The sequence below is a fragment of the Bradyrhizobium sp. STM 3557 genome, from assembly GCF_045571465.1.
In the GTDB taxonomy this organism is placed as follows: Bacteria; Pseudomonadota; Alphaproteobacteria; order Rhizobiales; family Xanthobacteraceae; genus Bradyrhizobium.
In genome coordinates, this window is the sequence record NZ_CP120697.1 from 2318026 (window position 1) to 2338045 (window position 20020).

18 protein-coding genes are annotated in these 20020 nt (G+C 64.5%); 10 read left to right on the forward strand and 8 right to left on the reverse strand.

Annotated features, from left to right (window positions below; all coding sequences use genetic code 11):
- Nucleotides 1-647 precede the first annotated feature (647 nt).
- On the reverse strand, nucleotides 648-2090 hold the full coding sequence (locus tag P6U24_RS10505; protein WP_407159050.1) for an IS4 family transposase: 1443 nt from the start codon (nucleotides 2088-2090) through the stop codon (nucleotides 648-650).
- 387 nt (nucleotides 2091-2477) lie between these two features.
- Between P6U24_RS10505 and P6U24_RS10510 the strand changes: the two genes are divergently transcribed.
- Together P6U24_RS10510 and P6U24_RS10515 are read left to right on the forward strand one after the other, a co-directional pair.
- Entirely contained in the window at nucleotides 2478-3341 is an 864-nt protein-coding gene (locus P6U24_RS10510; RefSeq protein WP_407160420.1) for a 2-dehydro-3-deoxygalactonokinase, read from the forward strand.
- The gene (locus tag P6U24_RS10515) at nucleotides 3338-3982 is read left to right on the forward strand and encodes a 2-dehydro-3-deoxy-6-phosphogalactonate aldolase (RefSeq protein WP_407159051.1); all 645 of its coding nucleotides are present in this window, start codon (nucleotides 3338-3340) and stop codon (nucleotides 3980-3982) included. Before P6U24_RS10510 ends, P6U24_RS10515 begins: the two co-directional genes overlap by 4 nt.
- Before the next feature lie 6 nt (nucleotides 3983-3988).
- On the opposite strand, the gene P6U24_RS10520 is transcribed toward P6U24_RS10515, so the two are convergent.
- Nucleotides 3989-6637, reverse strand: a complete 2649-nt coding sequence (locus P6U24_RS10520) for a flavin-containing monooxygenase (RefSeq protein WP_407159052.1) — start codon at nucleotides 6635-6637, stop codon at nucleotides 3989-3991.
- Nucleotides 6638-6913: 276 nt separating this feature from the next.
- On the opposite strand from P6U24_RS10520, the gene serA reads away from it, so the two are divergent.
- Nucleotides 6914-8158, forward strand: coding sequence for a phosphoglycerate dehydrogenase (gene serA / locus P6U24_RS10525; protein WP_407159053.1), 1245 nt, complete (start codon nucleotides 6914-6916; stop codon nucleotides 8156-8158).
- An 81-nt stretch (nucleotides 8159-8239) separates the two neighbouring features.
- Entirely contained in the window at nucleotides 8240-8719 is a 480-nt protein-coding gene (locus tag P6U24_RS10530) for a TOBE domain-containing protein (protein WP_407159054.1), read from the forward strand.
- Here P6U24_RS10530 and P6U24_RS10535 read toward each other — a convergent pair.
- The 5 genes from P6U24_RS10535 to P6U24_RS10555 form a co-directional block, all read right to left on the reverse strand.
- A complete protein-coding gene (locus P6U24_RS10535) occupies nucleotides 8628-9053 on the reverse strand; it encodes a winged helix-turn-helix domain-containing protein (protein ID WP_407159055.1) in 426 nt (141 codons plus the stop codon). The two genes, P6U24_RS10530 and P6U24_RS10535, sit on opposite strands and share 92 nt — an antisense overlap.
- A gap of 63 nt (nucleotides 9054-9116) precedes the next feature.
- A complete protein-coding gene (modC, locus tag P6U24_RS10540) occupies nucleotides 9117-10217 on the reverse strand; it encodes a molybdenum ABC transporter ATP-binding protein (protein WP_407159056.1) in 1101 nt (366 codons plus the stop codon).
- On the reverse strand, nucleotides 10214-10897 hold the full coding sequence (modB, locus tag P6U24_RS10545) for a molybdate ABC transporter permease subunit (RefSeq protein ID WP_407159057.1): 684 nt from the start codon (nucleotides 10895-10897) through the stop codon (nucleotides 10214-10216). Before modB ends, modC begins: the two co-directional genes overlap by 4 nt.
- A gap of 336 nt (nucleotides 10898-11233) precedes the next feature.
- On the reverse strand, nucleotides 11234-12001 hold the full coding sequence (gene modA / locus P6U24_RS10550; protein ID WP_407159058.1) for a molybdate ABC transporter substrate-binding protein: 768 nt from the start codon (nucleotides 11999-12001) through the stop codon (nucleotides 11234-11236).
- A 296-nt stretch (nucleotides 12002-12297) separates the two neighbouring features.
- Nucleotides 12298-13716: a M20 family metallopeptidase gene (locus P6U24_RS10555; protein WP_407159059.1), complete on the reverse strand. Its 1419-nt coding sequence runs from the start codon at nucleotides 13714-13716 to the stop codon at nucleotides 12298-12300.
- Nucleotides 13717-13998: 282 nt separating this feature from the next.
- Here P6U24_RS10555 and P6U24_RS10560 point away from each other — a divergent pair, with 282 nt between their 5' ends.
- Both P6U24_RS10560 and P6U24_RS10565 read left to right on the forward strand, forming a co-directional pair.
- Complete coding sequence (locus P6U24_RS10560; protein ID WP_407159060.1) at nucleotides 13999-14775, forward strand: creatininase family protein; 777 nt, start codon at nucleotides 13999-14001, stop codon at nucleotides 14773-14775.
- Nucleotides 14776-15025: 250 nt separating this feature from the next.
- A complete protein-coding gene (locus P6U24_RS10565) occupies nucleotides 15026-15238 on the forward strand; it encodes a hypothetical protein (protein WP_407159061.1) in 213 nt (70 codons plus the stop codon).
- Nucleotides 15239-15489: 251 nt separating this feature from the next.
- On the opposite strand, the gene P6U24_RS10570 is transcribed toward P6U24_RS10565, so the two are convergent.
- On the reverse strand, nucleotides 15490-16422 hold the full coding sequence (locus P6U24_RS10570; protein WP_407159062.1) for a LysR family transcriptional regulator: 933 nt from the start codon (nucleotides 16420-16422) through the stop codon (nucleotides 15490-15492).
- A 212-nt stretch (nucleotides 16423-16634) separates the two neighbouring features.
- On the opposite strand from P6U24_RS10570, the gene P6U24_RS10575 reads away from it, so the two are divergent.
- The 4 genes from P6U24_RS10575 to P6U24_RS10590 are packed head-to-tail and all read left to right on the forward strand — an operon-like array spanning nucleotide 16635 to nucleotide 20016.
- On the forward strand, nucleotides 16635-17552 hold the full coding sequence (locus P6U24_RS10575) for an N-carbamoyl-D-amino-acid hydrolase (protein WP_407160421.1): 918 nt from the start codon (nucleotides 16635-16637) through the stop codon (nucleotides 17550-17552).
- Between the two features lie 24 nt (nucleotides 17553-17576).
- Nucleotides 17577-18401 (forward strand): ABC transporter substrate-binding protein, encoded by an 825-nt coding sequence (locus P6U24_RS10580; RefSeq protein WP_407159063.1) that lies wholly within the window; start codon nucleotides 17577-17579, stop codon nucleotides 18399-18401.
- The gene (locus P6U24_RS10585) at nucleotides 18398-19255 is read left to right on the forward strand and encodes an amino acid ABC transporter permease (RefSeq protein WP_407159064.1); all 858 of its coding nucleotides are present in this window, start codon (nucleotides 18398-18400) and stop codon (nucleotides 19253-19255) included. The genes P6U24_RS10580 and P6U24_RS10585 overlap by 4 nt, the downstream gene beginning before the upstream one ends.
- Nucleotides 19252-20016, forward strand: coding sequence for an amino acid ABC transporter ATP-binding protein (locus tag P6U24_RS10590; protein ID WP_407159065.1), 765 nt, complete (start codon nucleotides 19252-19254; stop codon nucleotides 20014-20016). Before P6U24_RS10585 ends, P6U24_RS10590 begins: the two co-directional genes overlap by 4 nt.
- Nucleotides 20017-20020: the final 4 nt, after the last annotated feature.

A 20020-nucleotide genomic window follows, 5' to 3' on the forward strand; every position in this document is an offset into this window, starting at 1 on the left:
TGAACGCGGATCGACCAGTCCAACCAGCGAAGTGTCATCTGACCTGCCGCCTCGAGTCGATCTCGTCATGACGAATGCCCGCGCTTGCATCAGGAGGCTAGCCGGCTCTTCCTCGGCAAGGACCGCAGCCGCTCGCGGGCCGGTACACGAGCGGCATTGTATCAAGTCTCAGCCGGCGATCCGACGTAAATTGTCGAAGGCGGCACCGTAGATAAGGAAGTCTCATTTTGGTCGAGCGGCAATTCAGAGCCGCTGATGCCGATAGGGACGGTAAGTCAATCGCACTGAGTTCGAAGCAAGGTCGGGACTGCCGATGTGCTCATGGGTCGGCGTTGTCGGAAGCCGTGGGGCCGCTTTCAGATCACCAATAGCCGTTGCGCAAAACACCAATTTCATAAGGCGCGTCAATCTGATCGCAGCGATCAAGCCCCTGCGACAAAAATATTTGTCTTTCTATTTTTCAGAAATCGTGATTACCTGCTGTCATCCCGCCTCGATGAGAGGGCGTTTCGGCCGATCGTCGCGATACGCGAGGCGGGGAGCGGTGGCCGCAGGAAGCGCGAAGACGATCGCGCCAGATCGCGGACGGCGAAATCGTGGGGTCCTGGCGCTCCGGTGCTAGCGCTAATGCGCGGTGATGCTTCGCATCACGCGCAGACGGGGGCAAGAAAGCCGGTCCCCGGGGAGACCTCGTATAAGCCGTAAAGCCATCGCGCAGGGAAGGCCGGGAGTTTCGGCCAGACCTGTGGTGACTGCCGCCTGCTTTCTTTTCTGCAGGCGGGCCATGGGCGAGGCCAACGCCCGGTCTTCCCCATAGGCGTTAAGATAATGCGGGCATCGATTGATATCGTCGTTTTCGAGGTGGCTCGTAGAGGTGCCGGTCCAGTACCCGTTTGCTGTGATGGAGGCGGCGGATGGTTGGTTGTGGAATGATTGCTTGTAGCAAGGACGCAATGAGTTGCTGCAAGACACGCCAGGCGCCAGGTGTCGTCAGGCGGCCTGCGTCCAGTGGGAGAGTCCTCGAACTCGCGGACAAGCGGTTCGAGCAGCAAAATGATCAAGAGATGAGCCAGCAGGTAGGGCTTGGCGGAGCGCGGATCGGTTCCAGGCGGTGTCTTGAGGCCGATCAAACTCTTCAATCGCTTGAAGCCGAGTTCGATCCGCCATCGCAGTCTGTAAAGCGCAAGCACATCTTCGACGGTGAACTCGTCCGGCGCTAGCGAGGTGACCAGGATGACCCAATCCGCCGCTTCCAAAGTTTCTTTAGAGATGGTGCGGTTTTCGTCTTGGGCGTCTCGCCGGGCTTTACGACGCGACGCGGCAGCCGCATCGGCAGACTTCTTGACTGCGATCAGACGCATAGCCAGAGGCGCGCCGGCCTTGCGTTTGATCCAAATCGGCCGATCGATCAGTCCGCGGGCGTTCCCCGCCCGTAATTCGGCTATCAGATCGAGCGGATAGCCTTTGGCATCAAGCCAACGTGCGTTCTTCCAGCCCGCTCGGATCAAAACATCTGCACCAGCTTCGAGCACTGCCGAGATGCGATCAGGTTGTAGATAGGCGCGGTCAGCAATACGGATCTCACCCTTGACCACTGGTATGCGGTCAAACGTCTCGCCCTCTTGCTGATCTGTCAGTTCGAAATGGCCAAACCGCTCATATGGCAGATCAAATGCACTATGAATGCGCCAAAGCTCGCTGTTCTTGCGCGCAGCCGGCCCTGCCTGAGGCACTGTCGTGGCATCGATGATACGGATCAGACGGCCTCGGCTCGCCTTTGGCGCCGCCGCCGCGAGCAAGCGCTCCACAAGCACGGTAAACCAATCGCCACATTGACGCAGGCGGTAGAACAGCGCCACGCTACTCAGATTGGCAAGGCCAACAGAAGCAGCCCACGCGGCCGTCGATCTTAACCCTCTTTCACCCAGACAATAAGCCAGCATCAGCCGAAGCAACGCCACCGCATCAGGGATCCGCCGTTGCCGCACGAAAGCTTTCGTCTGGCGCGCGCTGCTCTCGAGCTGCGCAGCCCCACCTAGCTGCGTAACGACGCTCGCCCAGTCTTCGTTCAAAAGCGAATCTCGTGTCATCCCATGTTCGAATCACGAACGATTCCAACACGCAAGACTAAACTTAACGCCTATGCGGTCTTCCCTGCGCCCTCTTTCCGATGAGGGTGAATCGACCTGAATAGCTCGGACGCCGAACACGCCGCGAGGACAATAAGCCATGTCGCCGTCATTGCGAGGAGCAATAGGCGCCCTTAGCAGTCACGCGATCTGCGCACGGCGCCCAGCATCGCGGCCGGAACAGTGAGAGTGCGTATCGCGCTTGTCGGTGGTCGGATAACATGCATAAACCCAGGCAGGCACCTGCACCGCGAGCGGCGGAGGAGCGCAGAATTGAATTCGGCAGATCGGGACAGAAGCGCCTTCGTGGCGGTCGATTGGGGAACCTCTAGCTTCCGCGGCTGGCTGATGGCGGCGGACGGAACCGTGCTGGCGGAAAGCCGCGGCGCCGAGGGCATGCTGCATTGTGCCGGCAGCGGCGGCTTCGCACCGGTGCTGCGTGATCATCTCACGAGGCTTGGCGCAGATGCGGATCTGCCGGTGCTGATCTGCGGCATGGCGGGGGCCAAGCAGGGCTGGGTCGAGGCGCCTTATCTGACAACGCCAACCCGATTGGACGCGCTGCACGACGGCGCGATCCGGGTCGATACATCTGGCGATGTCCGCATCCTGCCGGGCGTCGCGCAGGCGCAGGCCGAGCAGCCGGACGTGATGCGCGGCGAGGAGACGCAACTGCTCGGCGTCACCGAGGTTGATTTCACCGGGCTGGTCTGCATTCCCGGCACCCACAGCAAATGGGTGCTGATCGAGAACGGCGTCATCGCGGCGTTCACGACCTACATGACCGGCGAGCTGTTCTCGGTCATAGCGCAGCACAGCATCCTGATGCATGCCGTCGAAGCCGGAGGGCCGCTGACGCAGGATGGCGCGCCGTTCCGGGAAGGCCTCGCGGCCGCGCAACAGACGCCCAGCGGATTGACCGCATCGCTGTTTCGCCTGCGCGCCGCGCAACTGCTTGGCTTCGAGCAGCGGGCCGATGGCGCGGCGCGACTCTCGGGACTTCTGATCGGCAGCGAGATCGCTGACGCCGCGCAGCGCTTTGGCGGTCCCCGTCAGCTGCGGCTGATGGCGTCGGGCAGCTTGGGGACGCTGTATCATGCGGCGCTCGAAGCATCCGGCTTCGACGTCACCGTCATCGATGCCGAGCAGGCGTCGCGCCGCGGCCTTGCCAAGGCCGCCATCAATCTCTGGGGAGCGCAGTTCACATCATGACGCAGCCGATCGCCTGGCCGAACCCGAAACGCGCGCTGGTCGCCATCCTGCGCGGCGTCAAGCCCGACGAGGCCGAGAGCATCGTCGGCACCTTAATCGAGAACGGTTTCGAGCTGATCGAAGTGCCGCTCAATTCGCCCGAGCCGTTCGTCTCGATCGAGAAGGTCGCGACGCGCTTCGGCAAGGAGGCGCTGATCGGTGCCGGCACGGTGCTGACACCAGCCGATTGCGCGCGGGTTGCCGATGTTGGCGGCCGGCTGATGGTCAGCCCGAATGTCGATGCCGACGTGCTGGCGACGGCGGTCGCGCGCGGCATGGTAACCATGCCCGGCGTGTTCACGCCGACGGAGGCTTTTCTGGCGCTGCGCTGCGGTGCCTCCGCGCTGAAATTCTTTCCGGCCTCGGTGCTGGGACCGTCGGGCATTGCCGCGCAGATGGCAGTGCTGCCGAAACGCGTGGTGGTCGGCGCGGTCGGCGGCGTCTCGGACAAGAACCTTGCGGACTACGTCAAGGCCGGCGTGCGTGCATTCGGGCTCGGCTCGAGCCTTTATCGTCCCGGCATGACCGCGGACGAGGTGCGTGCCACGGCGCGGGCCTCGGTCCGCGCCTATGATGAGGCCGTGGCAGGCTCGGCCGGCTGAATGATCTCAGCTCGCCGCCGCCTCGATCTTCGGCGCCGTGCTCTCCTCCTCGGGCTGCCTTGCGAAGACGCGCAGAGCCTCGGCCATCTGCTCGCGCCCGCTGACGCCTGTAATGATCACGTCGACCATCGTGAACGAGGAGTGGAAGTGGCCGCGCGCCTTGAGCTGGCTGACCGGCACGCCATGTGCAGCGAGCGCCTCGGCATAGGCGATACCTTCGTCGCGCAGCGGATCGAACTCCGATGTCACCACGAAGGCCGGCGGCAGGCCGGCGAGCTTGCCGCGCAGCGGCGAGACGCGCGGATCGGTGCGGTCGGCAGGCGAGCAGTAGATGTCCCAGAACCAGTACATCAGCGAGCGCGTCAGGAAATAGCCGGTCGCATTCTCGATGTAGGACGGGCGATCGAAGCTGCAGTCGGTCACCGGATTGACCAGGAGCTGGCCGCCGATCTCAGGGCCGCCGCGATCGCGCGCGAGCTGGCAGGTGACAGCCGCGATGTTGCCGCCGGCGCTCCAGCCTGCGACCAGAATCGGTCCCGGCCGGCCGCCGAGCTCGAGCGCATGCTCGGCAATCCATTTCGCTGCGGCGTAGCCGTCCTCGGCGGCCGTCGGGAAGCGATGCTCGGGCGCATGACGATAGCCGACGCTGATGAAGATCATATTGGTGCGCCGGCACATGTCACGGCAGAACGGATCGTCCGACTGCTCGTCGCCGAGCACCCAGCCGCCGCCATGGAAATAGACCACGATCGGATGCAATCCCGGCGTCGCCGGACGATACAGCCGGTATTTCAACAGATCCTCGCCCGCGGGCAGCGCGCCATCCAGCACCTCGCCGACGGGCCGGCCGGCAGGGCGGGTGGCATTGAACTGCGCGACGAAATCGCGGGCGCCCTGCGCGCCCATCGATTCGATCGGCGGCAGGTTCATCGCGGCGAGCATGTTCAACACCAGCCGCACATCCGGCTGCAGCCGCACGATCTCGCCGTCATTGCATTGCTCGGCGCGCCCCGGTCCGGTGAGGCGGAAGCCGAGCATGCCGCGTTCGACGATCTCGTTGCAGATGCCGCGATAGGGGCCGACGCCGCCGGTGTAGGGCATCACGCCGCGCGGCTTGCCGGGCACGTTGGCGCCCGTGTACCAGGTGTTGGCGAGCCGGTGCAGGGTGATCATGGAGCAGTCGGCCATGTGCCGCGCCCAGCCGGCCTGCGCCGTCTCGGTCGGTTCGATCGTGGTGAAGCCGGCCTCACGCATCGCGACCAGACGGTCGACCACGAAGTCGATATGCTGCTCGATCGATACCGCCATATTCGACAGCACCGACGGGCTGCCGGGACCGGTGATCAGGAACAGGTTGGGAAAGCCCGCGACCGTGAGGCCAAGATAGGTCTCCGGACCATTGGCCCAGACGTCGGACAGCGACTTGCCGCCGCGTCCCGTGATCGGATGGACGGCGCGGATCGCGCCAGTCATCGCATCGAAGCCGGTCGCGAACACGATCATGTCCACGTCGAAGGCGCGCTTGTCGGTCTTGATGCCGGTTGCGGTGATCGCGGTAATCGGCTCTTTGCGCAGGTTCACCAGCGTGACGTTGGGACGATTGAAAGTGGCGTAGTAGTTGGTCTCGAGGCAGGGGCGCTTGGCGCCGAACGGATGGTCGTCCGGGCACAGCGCTTCCGCGGTCTCCGGATCCTTGACGATCGAACGGACCTTTTCGCGCAGCAGGTCGGCGACCAGTGCGTTGCCATCGGGGTCGACGGCCTGGTCAGCCCAGAGCTGGGTCAGGATGTAGACGAGGTCGCCGGTCGCCCAGGCTTTCTCAAAGCGCGCGCGCCGCTCGGTGTCGCTGAGCTGCCAGCTGACATCCATCTGGTGCGGGTACGGCACGCCCGCCATGGAGGCGCGCGCCTGCTCGCGATATCCGGCGCGGTCACTCTTCAGCAAAGCGGCGCGCTCGGATGGCACTGGACCATTATGCGCGGGCATGGCGAAGTTGGGCGTGCGCTGAAACACCGTGAGGTGATCGGCCTGCTCGGCGATCACAGGGATCGACTGGATGCCGGACGAGCCGGTGCCGATCACGGCGACGCGCTTGCCGGCGAATGTCACCTCGTCATGCGGCCAGCGGCCGGTGAAATAGATCTCGCCTTTGAAGTCCTGGACGCCATCGATCTCCGGCGGCTTCGGTTGCGACAGGCAACCGGTCGCCATGATGTAATCGCGCGCCGATACGGCCGGTCCATTGTCGGTCGTGAGCAGCCAGCGCTCGCTGGTCTCATCCCAGGTGGCCGAGGTGACCTTGGTGCCGAAGCGGATGTCGCGGCGCAGATCATAGCGATCGGCGACGAAGCCGAGATAGCGCAGGATCTCGGGCTGAGTGGCGTATTTCTCAGACCATTGCCAGGCGGTCTCCAGTTCCGGATCGAAGGTGTAGCTGTAATCGACGGTCTGGATGTCGCAGCGCGCGCCGGGATAGCGGTTCCAATACCAGGTGCCCCCAACGTCTCCGCCCGATTCGAGCGCGACCGCCGAAAAGCCGGCCTTGCGCAGCCGGTGCAGACAATAAAGGCCGGCAAAGCCGGCGCCGACCACGGCAACGTCGACCTGCTGCAATCCGGCGCCGGTTGTTTGTTCCGCGCTCGTCGTCTCGGACATGTGACTTCCTCCCGATCATTTTTGTTTGCAGGGAGGCTAGTCCTGCTCGTCAAATTTGTCATCAGGCCAGGGAGGCGATCTCCGGTTGCTGCGGCGCGGTCCCCAGAGCAGTTCACGCCATCTTGCGCCGCCGATGAAACTGCGGGGCAGTGTGGACAAGACCCTGAGAAGGCGACAGAAAGCGCTTTGCCGCGGCGCCGTTCACTAAGTTTCAACGCGAGCGGCCGAAAGACCGCTACATTTGTCGCTCGTCGACTGACTGATTAAGGCTGGCCCATGCCCCTATCGCTACCCAAGCACAAGATTCGCGTTCTGCTCCTGGAGGGCGTGAACGATTCGGCCGTGCGCATGTTCGAGGCCAACGGCTACACCGAGGTCGAGCGCCTGCCCAAGGCGTTGGGCTCGGCAGATCTCAAGCGTATGCTGTCGGGCGTGCATATGCTCGGCATCCGCTCGCGTACCCATCTGACGGCCGAGATCATGGAAGCCGCCGATCGGCTGATGGTGGTCGGCTGCTTCTCGGTCGGCACCAACCAGGTCGATCTCGATGCCGCGCGGCGCCTCGGCATTCCCGTCTTCAACGCGCCGTACTCGAACACGCGCAGCGTTGCCGAGCTCACCATCGCCGAAGTGGTGATGCTGTTTCGCAGGATCTTTCCGCGCTCGGTCTCGGCGCATGCCGGCGGCTGGGACAAGTCGGCCAACGGCAGCCGCGAGGTGCGCGGCAAGACGCTCGGCATCGTCGGCTATGGCAATATCGGCTCGCAATTGTCCAACCTCGCCGAAGCTATGGGCATGCGCGTGATCTATTTCGACCAGACCGACAAGCTGCGCCACGGCAATACCGAGCCGGTAGAAAGCCTGGACGAACTCCTGGCGTCGAGCGACGTGGTCTCGCTGCATGTGCCGGAGACGCCGGCGACCGCCAACATGATTGGCGAGCGCCAGATCCGGCAGATGAAGGACGGCGCCTATCTGATCAACAATTCACGCGGCACGGTGGTCGATCTCGATGCCCTGGCAACAGCGCTGCGTGACGGCAAGCTTGCGGGCGCCGCGGTCGACGTGTTCCCGGTCGAGCCGGCCTCGAACGCCGACCCGTTCAAGTCGCCGCTGCAGAACCTGCCCAACGTAATCCTGACGCCGCATATCGGCGGCTCGACCGAGGAGGCGCAGGACCGCATCGGCGGCGAGGTCGCGCGCAAGCTGATCGACTATTCCGATGTCGGCTCGACCTTCGGTGCGGTGAATTTCCCGCAGGTGCAGCTGCCGGCGCGGCCCACCGGCACGCGCTTCATCCACGTCCACCGCAACGTGCCGGGTGTGCTGCGGCAAGTGAATAATGCCGTCTCGCGACACAACATCAATATTCTCGCGCAATATCTGCAGACCGATCCCGAGGTCGGCTATGTGGTGCTCGAGACGGACGTGATCCGCGGCGAGGGCGAGGAGCTGCTGGCCGAGCTGCGCGCGGTCGAAGGCACCGTTCGCGTCCGCGTGCTGTACGATCACGCCAGCTAAGCGGAGCGGCTAGAGCATGATCCGGAAAAGTGGAAACCGGTTTTCCGAAGGATCATGCTCAATCAAAGAGATGAGACGAAGATGGCCGGCGATCCGTCACAGACCACAACAACGCCGGCTATTCTCAGCACGATTGTGCCGGCGCGCGTGCTGCGCCACGATCCGCATTACGCGCTGTCGACCCTGTTCTTCGCCGATGGCGAATTGCGGGTGCCGATGGTGGATGTTCCGGTCGATGCCGGCGTCTCCGTCACCATCGAGGCGCGCGACGTCTCCATCGCGCTGTCGCGGCCGATGGACGTCTCGATCACCAACCGCCTGCCTGGAAAGATCGATGAGATCCTTCCGCTGGAGCCGCCCTATGTGCGCGTCAGCCTCGATCTGGGATCAACGCGGCTGCATGCGCTGGTGACGCTGGAATCGGTCGAGCGGCTTGCTTTGGAGACGGGCCTGTCCGCCTGGGCGATGATCAAGTCCGTCGCGATCGGCCCTGGCGCGGTTCGGGCTTCGGAGCTGCCTCGGCCGCGCCGCTGGCCCGCTTCCGATACTCTGGATCGGTAGCGTGTTCGAGCTCGGCCAGCGCGGCTGTCGTCGCAGCGCGGGTGCGGCGCTCCATCGAGCGATAGAGCGCGATCAGCCGTTCGCCGAACGGCGTGATCTCGGCGCCGCCGCCGCGCCGCCCCGGGTGGGTTTCGAACACCGGGCTCTCGAAAGTGCGGTTGAGCGCGTCGACCATCAGCCAGCATTTGCGATAGGAGATGCCGCTGGCGCGCGCCGCGCCGAGGATCGAGCGTTCCTTGCGGATGGTCTCGATCAGTTGCAAGTCCTCGGGCTTGAGCCGCCCGCCATTGTTGAACTGGATCGCAAGCTCGATCTTCGTAGTGGCGTGCCTCATGCGATCATGTCCTGTCGCCCGAATGAATATTGCGTCATCTCACGCGGCCCATCGCTGTCGTGTTCACGTACGCGGTTCCTCGCGCCGGACCAGCGCCACGCCCTTGACCTGGGCAAAGACATCGAGTCCCGGTTCGAGCGCGAGCTCTTTCCAGGAGCGTTCGGTGACCCGCGACAGCAGCTTCGCGCCGGCGCCGTCAGGGCCAAGGCCGAGCAGGGCGGTGACGCGATGATCGGACTGGCTGCGGATGCTGAGGATTCTCGCCGGCAGCACGTTGACGATGGTGCTCCTGCTGGGCCGCTCGCGGGCGAGACTCACATCGTCGGCCTCCACGCGCAGGCGGCGGCGATCGCCGATCCGCAGCGGCTCGGCCGGCAGCAGGAAGCTGCCACCGGGCACTTCAAGCCTCGCCATGCCGTCGGCCGTGTCCTGCGCGATCACGGTCGCATCGAGGCTGACCGCGGCGTCGCGCGACAGCGCCAGCGGCAGCGACAAGTCGGCCTGCAGCTCATGCAAGGGGCCGGCGGCAATGACGCGGCCCGCACGCATCAGCACCAGCTGATCGGCGAGCCGCTCGACCTCGGCCATGTCGTGGCTGATGTAGAGGATCGGCAGCTCGAGCGTGCCGTGCAGCCGCTCCAGATAGGGCAGGATTTCGTCCTTGGTCATCTGGTCGAGCGCCGACAGCGGCTCGTCCATCAACAGCAGCTTCGGCTGAGAGAGCAAAGCGCGGCCGATCGCCACCCGCTGCCGCTCGCCGCCAGAGAGGTTGTGCGGCGATCGCTCGAGCAGCTTCTCGAGGCTGAGGAAGGTAACCACCTCGCCGAAGCCGATGGCGCTCGGCTCGGACGTGCGGGGATGGCCATACATCAAATTCCGGCGCACCGAGAGATGCGGAAACAGATTGGCTTCCTGGAACACATAGCCGATCGGCCGCCGATGCGTGGGGCGGAAATGTCCGTCATCCTGCCAGACGTCGCCCGCCACCGAACAGGAACCGTCCATCTGGTTCAGCCCGGCGATGCACCGCATGACGGTGGTCTTGCCGCAGCCGGACGGGCCGAACAGCGCGGTCACGCCGCGCGCCGGCACCTCGAATTGGGCATTCAGCTCGAAGCGCCCGAGCCGCCCACGAAAATCGACCTTGACCATATAGGGGGTCATGAAGCGGCGCGGACCATCTTCTTCTCGATCAGCATCATCGCCAAGATCACGCAGAAGGCGAACGCAACCATGCCGAGCGCGAGTACCGAAGCTTCGGTCCATTGGGAGTTCTCGACATAGTCATAGATTGCGACTGACAGCACCTGGGTCTTTCCGGGAATATTGCCGCCGATCATCAGCACGACGCCGAACTCGCCGACCGTATGCGCGAAGCCAAGAATCGCGCCGGTGAGAAAACCGGGGCTCGCCAGCGGCACGGCGACAGTCCAGAACGCGCGCCAGGGCGAGGCGCGCAAGGTGGCGGCGGCTTCCATCGGCTTCTCGCCCATCGCCTCGAACGCATTGCGGATCGGCTGCACCACGAACGGCATCGAGAACAGCACCGAACCGATGACGAGGCCGGGAAAGGTGAAGGCGAGGGTGCGCGCACCCCACAGCGGCGCCAGCATGCCGCCGGGTCCGCTGGGGCCGAGCGCGACCAGGAGATAGAAGCCGAGCACGGTGGGCGGCAGCACCAGCGGAATCGCAACCAGCGCCGCGACGGCCTCCTTCCACCACTGCTTGGAGCGCGCCAGCCACCAAGCGATCGGCGTGCCGACGATCAGCAGGATGATCGTGGTGGTGGCGGCGAGCTCCAGCGTCAGCCGCACTGGTTGCCAGATGTCGGCGGAGAGAGTCATGGAGCGAACCTGCCGGCGCAGTCGGCGGTACACTCCCTCTTCTTACGGGGTCGCGACGAGCTTGGCTCGCGCTGGGAGAGCAAGGGTGAGGGGCAGACGCACGAGAGGTGATAGTTGTTAGACCGGTACCCCCTCACCCAGGTTGCATCTGGCGATGCAATCCGACCTCTCCCCGCAAGCGGGGAGAGGTTAGAGCGAGCCCGCCGCGCCGCTATCCGACAACGCGCCATCAGCAGGCGTTGCCCGGATGAGCGCAGCGATATCCGGGAATTGCATCCCCGCATGTCGCTCCGCTCATGCGGGCTACTTGTCGTCCGACAACGCGACATCGAACCTTCAGCTCGCCGACTTCGGGTCGAGCGCGTAGCCGAACTTCTCGATTACCGTGCGTGCCTCCGGACTTTTCAGGAAGATGAGGAAGGCTGCGGCCGCTTCATTGCTCTCAGCCGATTTCAGCAGCACGGCATCCTGGCGGATTTCGGTGTAGAGGTTCTGCGGCACCATCCAGCGCGAGCCGCCGGCATTCGGCATCAGCTGCGACAGCGCCACAAAGCCGAGCTCAGCATTGCCAGTGTCGACGAACTGGAAGGCCTGTCCGATGGAGTTGCCCTTGACGATCTTGGGCTCGAGCGTGTCGTAGAGCTTGAGCGCCTTCAGCGTCTCCACCGCGGCGGCGCCGTAAGGGGCGGCGGTCGGGTTGGCAATCGAGAGCTTGTTGAAGGCGTTTGCCCTCAGCGTCTCCTCGCCTTTCACAGTGCTCGGATCCTTGCTCCACAGCACGAGCTTGCCGATCGCATAGGTGAAGCGGCTCGACGCGACGCCGAGGCCGTCGTCGACCAGCTTCTTCGGCCGCTCGTCGTCGGCCGAGAGCATGATGCCGAACGGCGCGTTCTCCTTGATCTGGGTGTAGAACTGGCCGGAGGCGCCGAAGCTCAGGACGGCATCATGGCCGGTCTTGGCCTTGAACGCCGCCGCGATCTCCTTGGCCGGCTCGGTGAAATTGGCGGCGACGGCGACATTGACGCTGCCGGCAAAGGCCTGCGGGCTCGCGAGCAGCGAGACGACGGCAAATAGGGCGGCGACCAGGAGGCGATCGGGCTTCATGCGATAGGTCCTCGTTCATTCCGTTGCGACGGGCAGCTTCGATGCGTGTGCGCTTCGGCTGTCGTCGTCGCGCCCTCAGCTCGGGACGCGGACAGACCACGCATCCGAGGGTCGCCAGAGGTCAGTTGCAACTCGTTCACGCTGCGATTGGCGCCGAATGCAGCAGCTATATCGCTCAGTATACATGAAACTAGACGTGGACGGACACTGCCGTCAACCTCCCGGGGCTTTTGGCCGCGGGAGGACGTTATGATGCCATCAATATAACGTTGCCATGGGTGCTGGGAGGCTCCGTGTCACGCCCCGGACATGTCGAGCGGCGGCAGCACGTGGTCCGGCAGCGGGCTGACATAGGGCGTCCGCGCGACGCGCTTCTTCAGGTCCGCTTGCGCGGCCTCGATCAGCTCCGGCTCGTTCAGCGCCTTGATGCCGAGCCCGGCCATCGCTTTGGCGGCCTGCACCATGGCCTTGTGCGCGGCCGGCGTCTTGCCCTGCGCCACCACCTGCCAGGTGTGGAACGGCGTGCCGATCGCGACCGTCGGGGCGTGCACCTGCACGGTCGGCACCACCCAGCTGACATCGCCGACATCGGTCGAGCCCACTTGCGGATTGCGCTTGGCATCGAGCGGCACCAGGAAGTCGGCCAGCGGCCGCTCCGTCGGCTCCATGCCGATCGAGTAGTAGACCGAGGAGATGTCCTTGTCGGTCAAGGTCGCCTGGATCTGGCCGGCGAAAGTCTTGTCGGCCTCGTCGAAATGGGGCGGCCCGAGCTCCTCCATGATCTTGTACAGCGCCTGCTCCAGCGGCGTGTTCGGCAGGATGTTGGAGACCGCGGAGATGATCTTCATTTCGACCTTGGTCTCGGTCATCAGCGCGGCGCCTTCCGCGATCTTCTTCACGCGCCCGACCAGCTCGTTCATGCCGGGCAGGTCGCGCGCGCGGATCGAATAGCGCACGCGGGCATGGGCCTGCACGACGTTGGGCGCGATGCCGCCGGTGTCGAGCAGCGCGTAATGCACGCGCGCGTCGCTCGGCATGTGCTCGCGCATGTAGTTGACGCCGACATTCATTAGCTCGACCGCGTCGAGCGCGCTGCGGCCGAGATGCGGCGAGGCGGCCGCATGCGAGGTGCGGCCGGTGAAGATGAAATCGGCGCGGGTGTTGGCGAGCGAGGGCGTCATCACCACCTCCCAGAAGCTGGAGGGATGCCAGGTGATGGCGATGTCGGCGTCTTCAAAAGCGCCGGAGCGCACCATGAAGGCCTTGGCCGCGCCGCCTTCCTCGGCCGGGCAGCCGTAATAGCGCACGCGTCCCGGCACCTTGTTCGCCTTGAGCCAGTCCTTCACCGCAGTGGCGGCAAGCAGCGCCGCCGAGCCGAGCAGGTTATGGCCGCAGCCATGGCCATGGCCGCCGACCTCGATCGGGCGATGCTCGGCGATGCCGGCTTCCTGGCTCAGGCCGGGCAGGGCGTCATACTCGCCGAGAAAGGCGATGACCGGACCGCCTTCGCCCCATTCGCCCATCAGCGCGGTCGGAATACCGGCGACGTTCTCGGTGATGCGGAACCCCTGATGGCGCAGCTCGGCAAGGTGCTCGGCGGACGAGCGCGCCTCGGTGTAGCAGACCTCGGGCATCGCCCAGACCCTGTCGCTGAGGTCGATGAAGCGCGTCTTGATCTCGTCGACGCCACGCCAGATGTCGCTGCGGTTGTCCATCTCAGGTCCTTGAATTGTGATGCCTTGCAGATGGCGCCACCGTTACCAGCTTCATTTTATGACGCCTAGCGATCAGCGCTCGCAACAGCCATGCGGACCGATGGCGGCACGCCGTTCGGCCGGTGGACTTGAACGCATTGTGTGCAGTGCAATGTGCAGGTTGCCTCTTCCTGGGGCGTTCGCGGGGGCGCGTAAACACAGGGTGCTCTGCGAATGCACGCTATCCGGCCCTGTCGATATGCTAACAGCGGGCGACGTTCGTTCTGCTGAGGGAGTACGCCGATGACCGAGACCGCCTGGAACAGATTGTCCGCAGAAGCCTTGCGGGCGCTCGCCGCGCAAGATGCGATCGTGCTGTTGCCGGTCGCGTCCACCGAGCAGCATGGGCCGCATCTGCCGACCGGCGTCGACGATTTCCTCTGCAGCGAAGTGTGCCGGCGCACCGCCGCCGAGCTGGCGCCCGACTATCCCGTTGTGGTCGCGCCAACGGTGTGGTGCGGCCTGGCCGATCATCATGTCGCGTTCGGCGGCACGTTCACGCTCGGTCTTGCGACCTACTACGCCGTGCTGAAGGATCTGTGCCGCTCCGTCCTCAAGGCCGGCTTCAAGCGCATCGTCCTCGTCAACGGCCATGGCGGCAACATCCAGGCGCTCGGCACGTTCGTTGGCGAATTGACGCGTGAGCTCGGTGCGCCGATCGCCGCCACGACCTATTTCATGGAGGGGCACCCGGCAATGGCCGAGATCCTCGAGGACCAGCAGGGCGTGATGCATGCCTGCGAAGCCGAGACCTCGATGATGATGGCCATTCATCCGGATCTCGTGAATGCCGACCGGCTCGCTGAAGCGCACGGGCCTAGCTTCAACATATTGGGCTCGCTTGTACCATCGCTGAAACGTTTCCATTCCTTTGCCGAGCTGACTGCGTCGGGCGTCGCCGGCGATGCGCGCAAGGCGTCCGCCGAGAAAGGCGAGAAGCTGCTCGCGGCCTGCGCGTCGGCGTTGGCGGCGCGGCTGCGGGCAGGGGAGCCGTGGGCGACACCACAAGCTGCGAGCTGACTTTCGCTCGCGTTCAGCGCGTCGACGCAGTGATCGAAGCAGCAACCTGAATGCCGCCGAGAATCGGCAGATGCGCTGTCAATGCCGGCGTTGTACGGATATTCGCTCACTGAGATGCTGGCCCGCTTGTGCAGAAAATCGTCTCCACTTGCACGCGCCGTGAGACTCACCTTAGATCGCGACTGTTCGGGCGTGGTCATCGCGCCGAGTCCCACTCATCGTCTCCACTCACAGCCGACATCTGCACGAAATGCTCAAGCCTGCCCAAGAGAAACCTGCCAAGGACCTGCCGCAGAGCGGCTATGCCGTCGTTGTCGACGGCCAGATCAAGACCGAGTTCAAGACCAAGGAAGGCGCTCAGAACGGTGCGCGAGATCTGAAGCGGCGCTTTCCGATGCTGCAGATCAGGGTCTATGACGCCGAGACCAAGCAGATCCAGGACATCGAGCTGGCAAGGGCTTGAGGCGGAACAGCGTCCGCTATCGAGAAATTGCTCGCGAGTAGTTAGCCGGAGCACCGGTGTGCTCCCTCTCCCCGTTCTTACGGGGCCACGACGAGCTTCGCTCGCGCTGGGAGGGTTGGGGGTGAGGGGCAGACGCACGAGCGGTGTGAGTTGTTAGACCTGTACCCCCGCACCCGGATTGCATCTTTCGATGCAATCCGACCTCTCCCCGCAAGCGGGGAGAGGTCAAGAGAAGTAGCACGCCGTTCGCGCTAACTGATTTCCTCACACGAGACAGAGCCGCTGTCGCAGGCCATCCCTTCATCCAGCATCCGGCTCGCATTCCGCACCTCGGCGCGGAAGGTCTTGGCGAGATTTGACAGCGGCTTTCCTTCGGACCACAGCATGTAGGCGATTGCCGGCGTGCTCGGCGTGAACGGGCGTACGACGAGATCATGGCCGCCCTGGCGCGGCGAGAACGGGTCGACGACGGCGACGCCGACGCCAGTTGCGGCGAGCACGCAGGCGGTGTTGCAATAGCGCACCTCGACGGTCGGCTGGAATGGCGCGCCGGCCTTGGCAAAGCTCTCGCGCACGGCTTCGCCGAGCCGCGTGCCGCGCTCCAGCCCGATCAGCGGGAAGCCGGTGAGATCATCTGCCGAGATTTCAGCGCGCGCCGCCAGCGGATGCTGCGGCGGCATCACGCACACCATCCGTCCGGTATGCACGACCTCATGCGCAATCCCTGGATGGTTCGACAGGCCGAGCGCGAAGCCGAGCTCCGCGGCATTGCCGAGCACGCCCTCGATGATGCCCTCATAGCGGCGAACATCGAAGAAGACCCGCGTCTGCGGCCGGCGCCGCAGGAAGCCTGACAAGGTCGGCGGGATGATGCTGTAGGCGAGCGGCGGCGTCGAGACGATCGACAGATGGCCGGAGCGTGACTCCCGCAAATCCCGCACGCGGTTCTCCAGCCGCGCATGCAGGGCAAAGATCGCCTCGCTCTCCTCATAGAGCGCCATCGCTTCCGCAGTCGGGAACAGCCGGTTGTTGACGCGCTCGAACAGGGTGAAACCGGCCTGCGCCTCCATCGCCTTCAGCGCGTTGCTGACCGCGGGCTGCGACAGCGCCAGCTCGTCGGCGGCGGCTACGGTGGTGCGGTGGCGAATGACCGCTCGCAGGATTTCCAGCTGGCGCAGGTTCATGTGGTTAACGCCCTATAAGCCCCAGTTATGGTCGCAGCCAAAACATCATAGTGCGATCCTCGGCCGAAGGATTGCAATTCTTGCGCCGCTTTCGCGTAATTCCCGCTTCGTTTCGGTGCAGAAATGTCGCACCGCAAGCGCTCACGCAAACGGCAGAGCGCATCGATCGGAGGCAGGTTTTGAGTCGTATTCTTCGTGCCGCCGCTGCCCAGATGGGGCCGACGCAAAGAGCCGATTCCCGCGCGCATACGCTGGTGCGCATGATCAGGCTTTTGGAAGAGGCGGCTTCGAAGGGCGCGCGGCTGGTGGTATTTCCCGAGCTTGCGTTCACGACCTTCTTTCCGCGCTGGCTGCTCGAAGGCGAGGCGCTCGACAATTATTTCGACCGCAGCATGCCGAACCCGCAAGTGGCGCCGCTGTTCGACCGCGCCCGCGCACTCGGCGTGGGGTTCTATGTCGGCTATGCCGAGCTAACGGCAGAGGGCCAGCGTTTCAACAGTGCGGTCCTGGTCGATGGCACGGGCCGCATCATCAGCAAATATCGCAAGGTGCACTTGCCGGGCTCGGTGGCGCCGCGCCCGGGTGCAAAATACCAGCAGCTCGAGAAGCGCTACTTTGAATATGGCGATCTCGGCTTTCCCGCCGTGCGCGCCGGTTCCGACTGGCAGAACGCCATCATGGGCATGATGATCTGCAACGATCGCCGCTGGCCGGAATCCTGGCGCGTGCTGGGGCTGCAGGGCGTCGAATTGGTCTGCATCGGTTACAATTCGGCGGCCTATGATCCGAACGGCGGCAACACCGAGGACGCCTCGCTCCGCACCTTCCATTCGACGCTGGTCGCGCAGGCCAACGCCTATATGAACGCGACCTGGGCGATCACGGTCGCCAAGGCCGGCGACGAGGACGGGAGCGGCCTGATCGGCGGCTCCTGCATTGTCGATCCCAATGGTCGTATCGTGGCTAAGGCAACCTCGCTCGCCGATGAGGTGATCGTGGCCGATATCGATCTCGACCTCTGTCGCCAGGGCAAGGAGAAAATGTTCAACTTCGCCGCGCATCGGCGGCCGGAGCAGTACAGGCTCATCACCGAGCGGGCCGGCGTGGTCGAGCCGCCCGAACTCGTGTAGCATCGCTTGATGTGGGGGACTGACATGGCGCGCCTCTCATTGTCCACGGGACTACTCGTGCTTGCTTCGCTTGCGTCCGCGCAGGCGGCCGAGCTGCCGGATGCGATCAAGCAGGCCGGTGCCCTGCACCTCACCGTCAACTCGACCTATGCGCCGATGGAGTATCGCGATCCCGCGTCCAACCAGCTGGTTGGTCTGGACATCGATCTTGCGAGCGAGCTCGCCAAGCGCCTCAATCTCAAGATCGTCTGGAGCGAGACGGCGTTCGCCGAGCTGATCCCGGCGCTGCAGACCAAGCGCGCGGATTTCATCATCTCGGGCATTTCCGACCGCGCGTCGCGGCGCGAGACCGCCGATTTCGTCGACTATCTGGTCACTGGTCCGCAATTCTTCGTGCTGGCGGGGAACGAGGCCAAGATCGCGACCGATCTGTGCGGCAAGAAGATCGGCACCACGCGCTCAACCAGCTTCCCGGCCGAAATCGAGAAGTGGAGCAGGCATGCCTGCGAGGGAGCCGGCAAACCGGCCGCGCAATATGTTCCGGGCGAGAACTCGATCGACGTGCGCAACCAGCTGAAGCAGGGCCGCATTGATGCAGCGGTCCAGGGCAGCGAGACCTTGCCCTACGCGCAAGCGCAGGAGGCCGGCAAGTATCGCATCGTCGGCGAGTCGATCTCGATCGGCTACCAGGGAATCATGTTTCGCAAGGATGATGCCGCTTTTCGCGAGGTGGTAACTTCCGAACTGAAGGCGATGATCGCCGACGGCAGCTACAAGGCGATCCTCGATAAATGGGGGCTGGGCGCCAACGCGGTGCGCGAGCCGCTCTTGAACGCGGCGCCGCAATGAGTGACGCGCCGGCCGTGGCCGAGGGCTTTCCCGATCTTTCCTCGCTGAGAGTCGCGCGCGAGCCGCATTGGGGGCGCTGGCTCACCGCGGCCGTCCTTGTCCTCGTGTTGCTGGCGATCGGCCGCGCCTTCGCGCAGGGCCAGATCGAGTGGAGCTATGTCGGCCGCTTCCTGACCGCGCCCGTCATCATGCGGGGCATCGTCAACACCATGGTGATGGCGGTGCTGGCAATGGCGCTTGGCATCGTGCTCGGCATCATCGTTGCGATCATGCGGCTCTCGCCCAATCCGGTGCTGAAGTCGGTCGCGAGCGGCTACACCTGGCTGTTTCGCGGCACGCCGCTGATCCTGCAGCTGCTGCTGTGGTTCAACCTCGCGCTGGTGTTTCCGACCATCGGCATTCCCGGCGTCTGGACCGCGCGCGCCGTCGACCTGATGACTCCGTTCTTCGCGGCGCTGCTGGGGCTCGGCATCAACCAGGGCGCCTATACATCGGAGGTGATGCGCGCCGGGTTGTTGTCGGTCGACATCGGGCAATACGAGGCGGCGCAGGCGATCGGCATGGGCCGCCTGCAGGCGCTCCGTCGGATCATTTTGCCACAGGCGATGCGCGTGGTGCTGCCGCCGCTCGGCAACGAGTTCATCGGGCTGGTCAAGGCGACCTCGCTCGCCAGCGTGATCCAATATCCCGAGGTGCTGCACTCGGCCGAGAACATCTACTACGCCAATTCGCGCGTCATCGAGCTCCTGATCGTCGCCGGCCTCTGGTATCTGCTGGTGGTCTCGATCCTCACGCCCCTGCAGATGCTGCTCGAACGCCGCTTTGCACGCGGCATCGCGCGGGGCGGTCGATGAAGACACCGCTGGTCGCGATCCGAAAGGTCAGCAAGAGCTTTGGCGAGTTCCACGCGCTGAAGCAGGTCTCGCTCGACATCTGGCCGGGCGAGGTGGTCTGCCTGATCGGCCAATCCGGCTCCGGCAAGACCACGCTGCTCCGCTGCGTCAACCAACTCACTTCCATCGATAGCGGCGGCATCTGGCTCGACGGCGAGCTCTTGGGAATGCGCAAGCAGGGCGGCAAGCTGCATCGACTAAGCGAGGTCGAGATCGCGCGGCAGCGGCTGAAATGCGGAATGGTGTTCCAGCGCTTCAATCTGTTCCCGCACATGACAGCATTGGAAAACGTCATCGAAGGCCCGGTGCAGGTGCAGAAGCGCAAGGCATCCGAGGCGAGGTTCGAGGCGATGGAGCTGCTGCGCCGGGTCGGGCTTGCGGAGAAGGCCCATTCCTATCCCTCGCAGCTCTCCGGCGGCCAGCAGCAGCGCGTCGCGATCGCGCGGGCGCTCGCCATGAAGCCGGAGCTGGTGCTGTTCGACGAGCCGACCTCGGCGCTCGATCCGGAGCTGGTCGGCGAAGTGCTCACCGTCATGAAAGAGCTCGCGACGAGCGGTATGACCATGCTGGTGGTGACGCATGAGCTTGGCTTTGCGCGCGAAGTCGCGGACCGCGTCGTTTACATGGACCAGGGTGCGATCGTCGAGGCGGGCCCGGCCAAGGACGTGCTGACTGCGCCACGCGAGGCGCGCACCCGCGCCTTTCTGGCTGCGGAAGTTTGAAGGA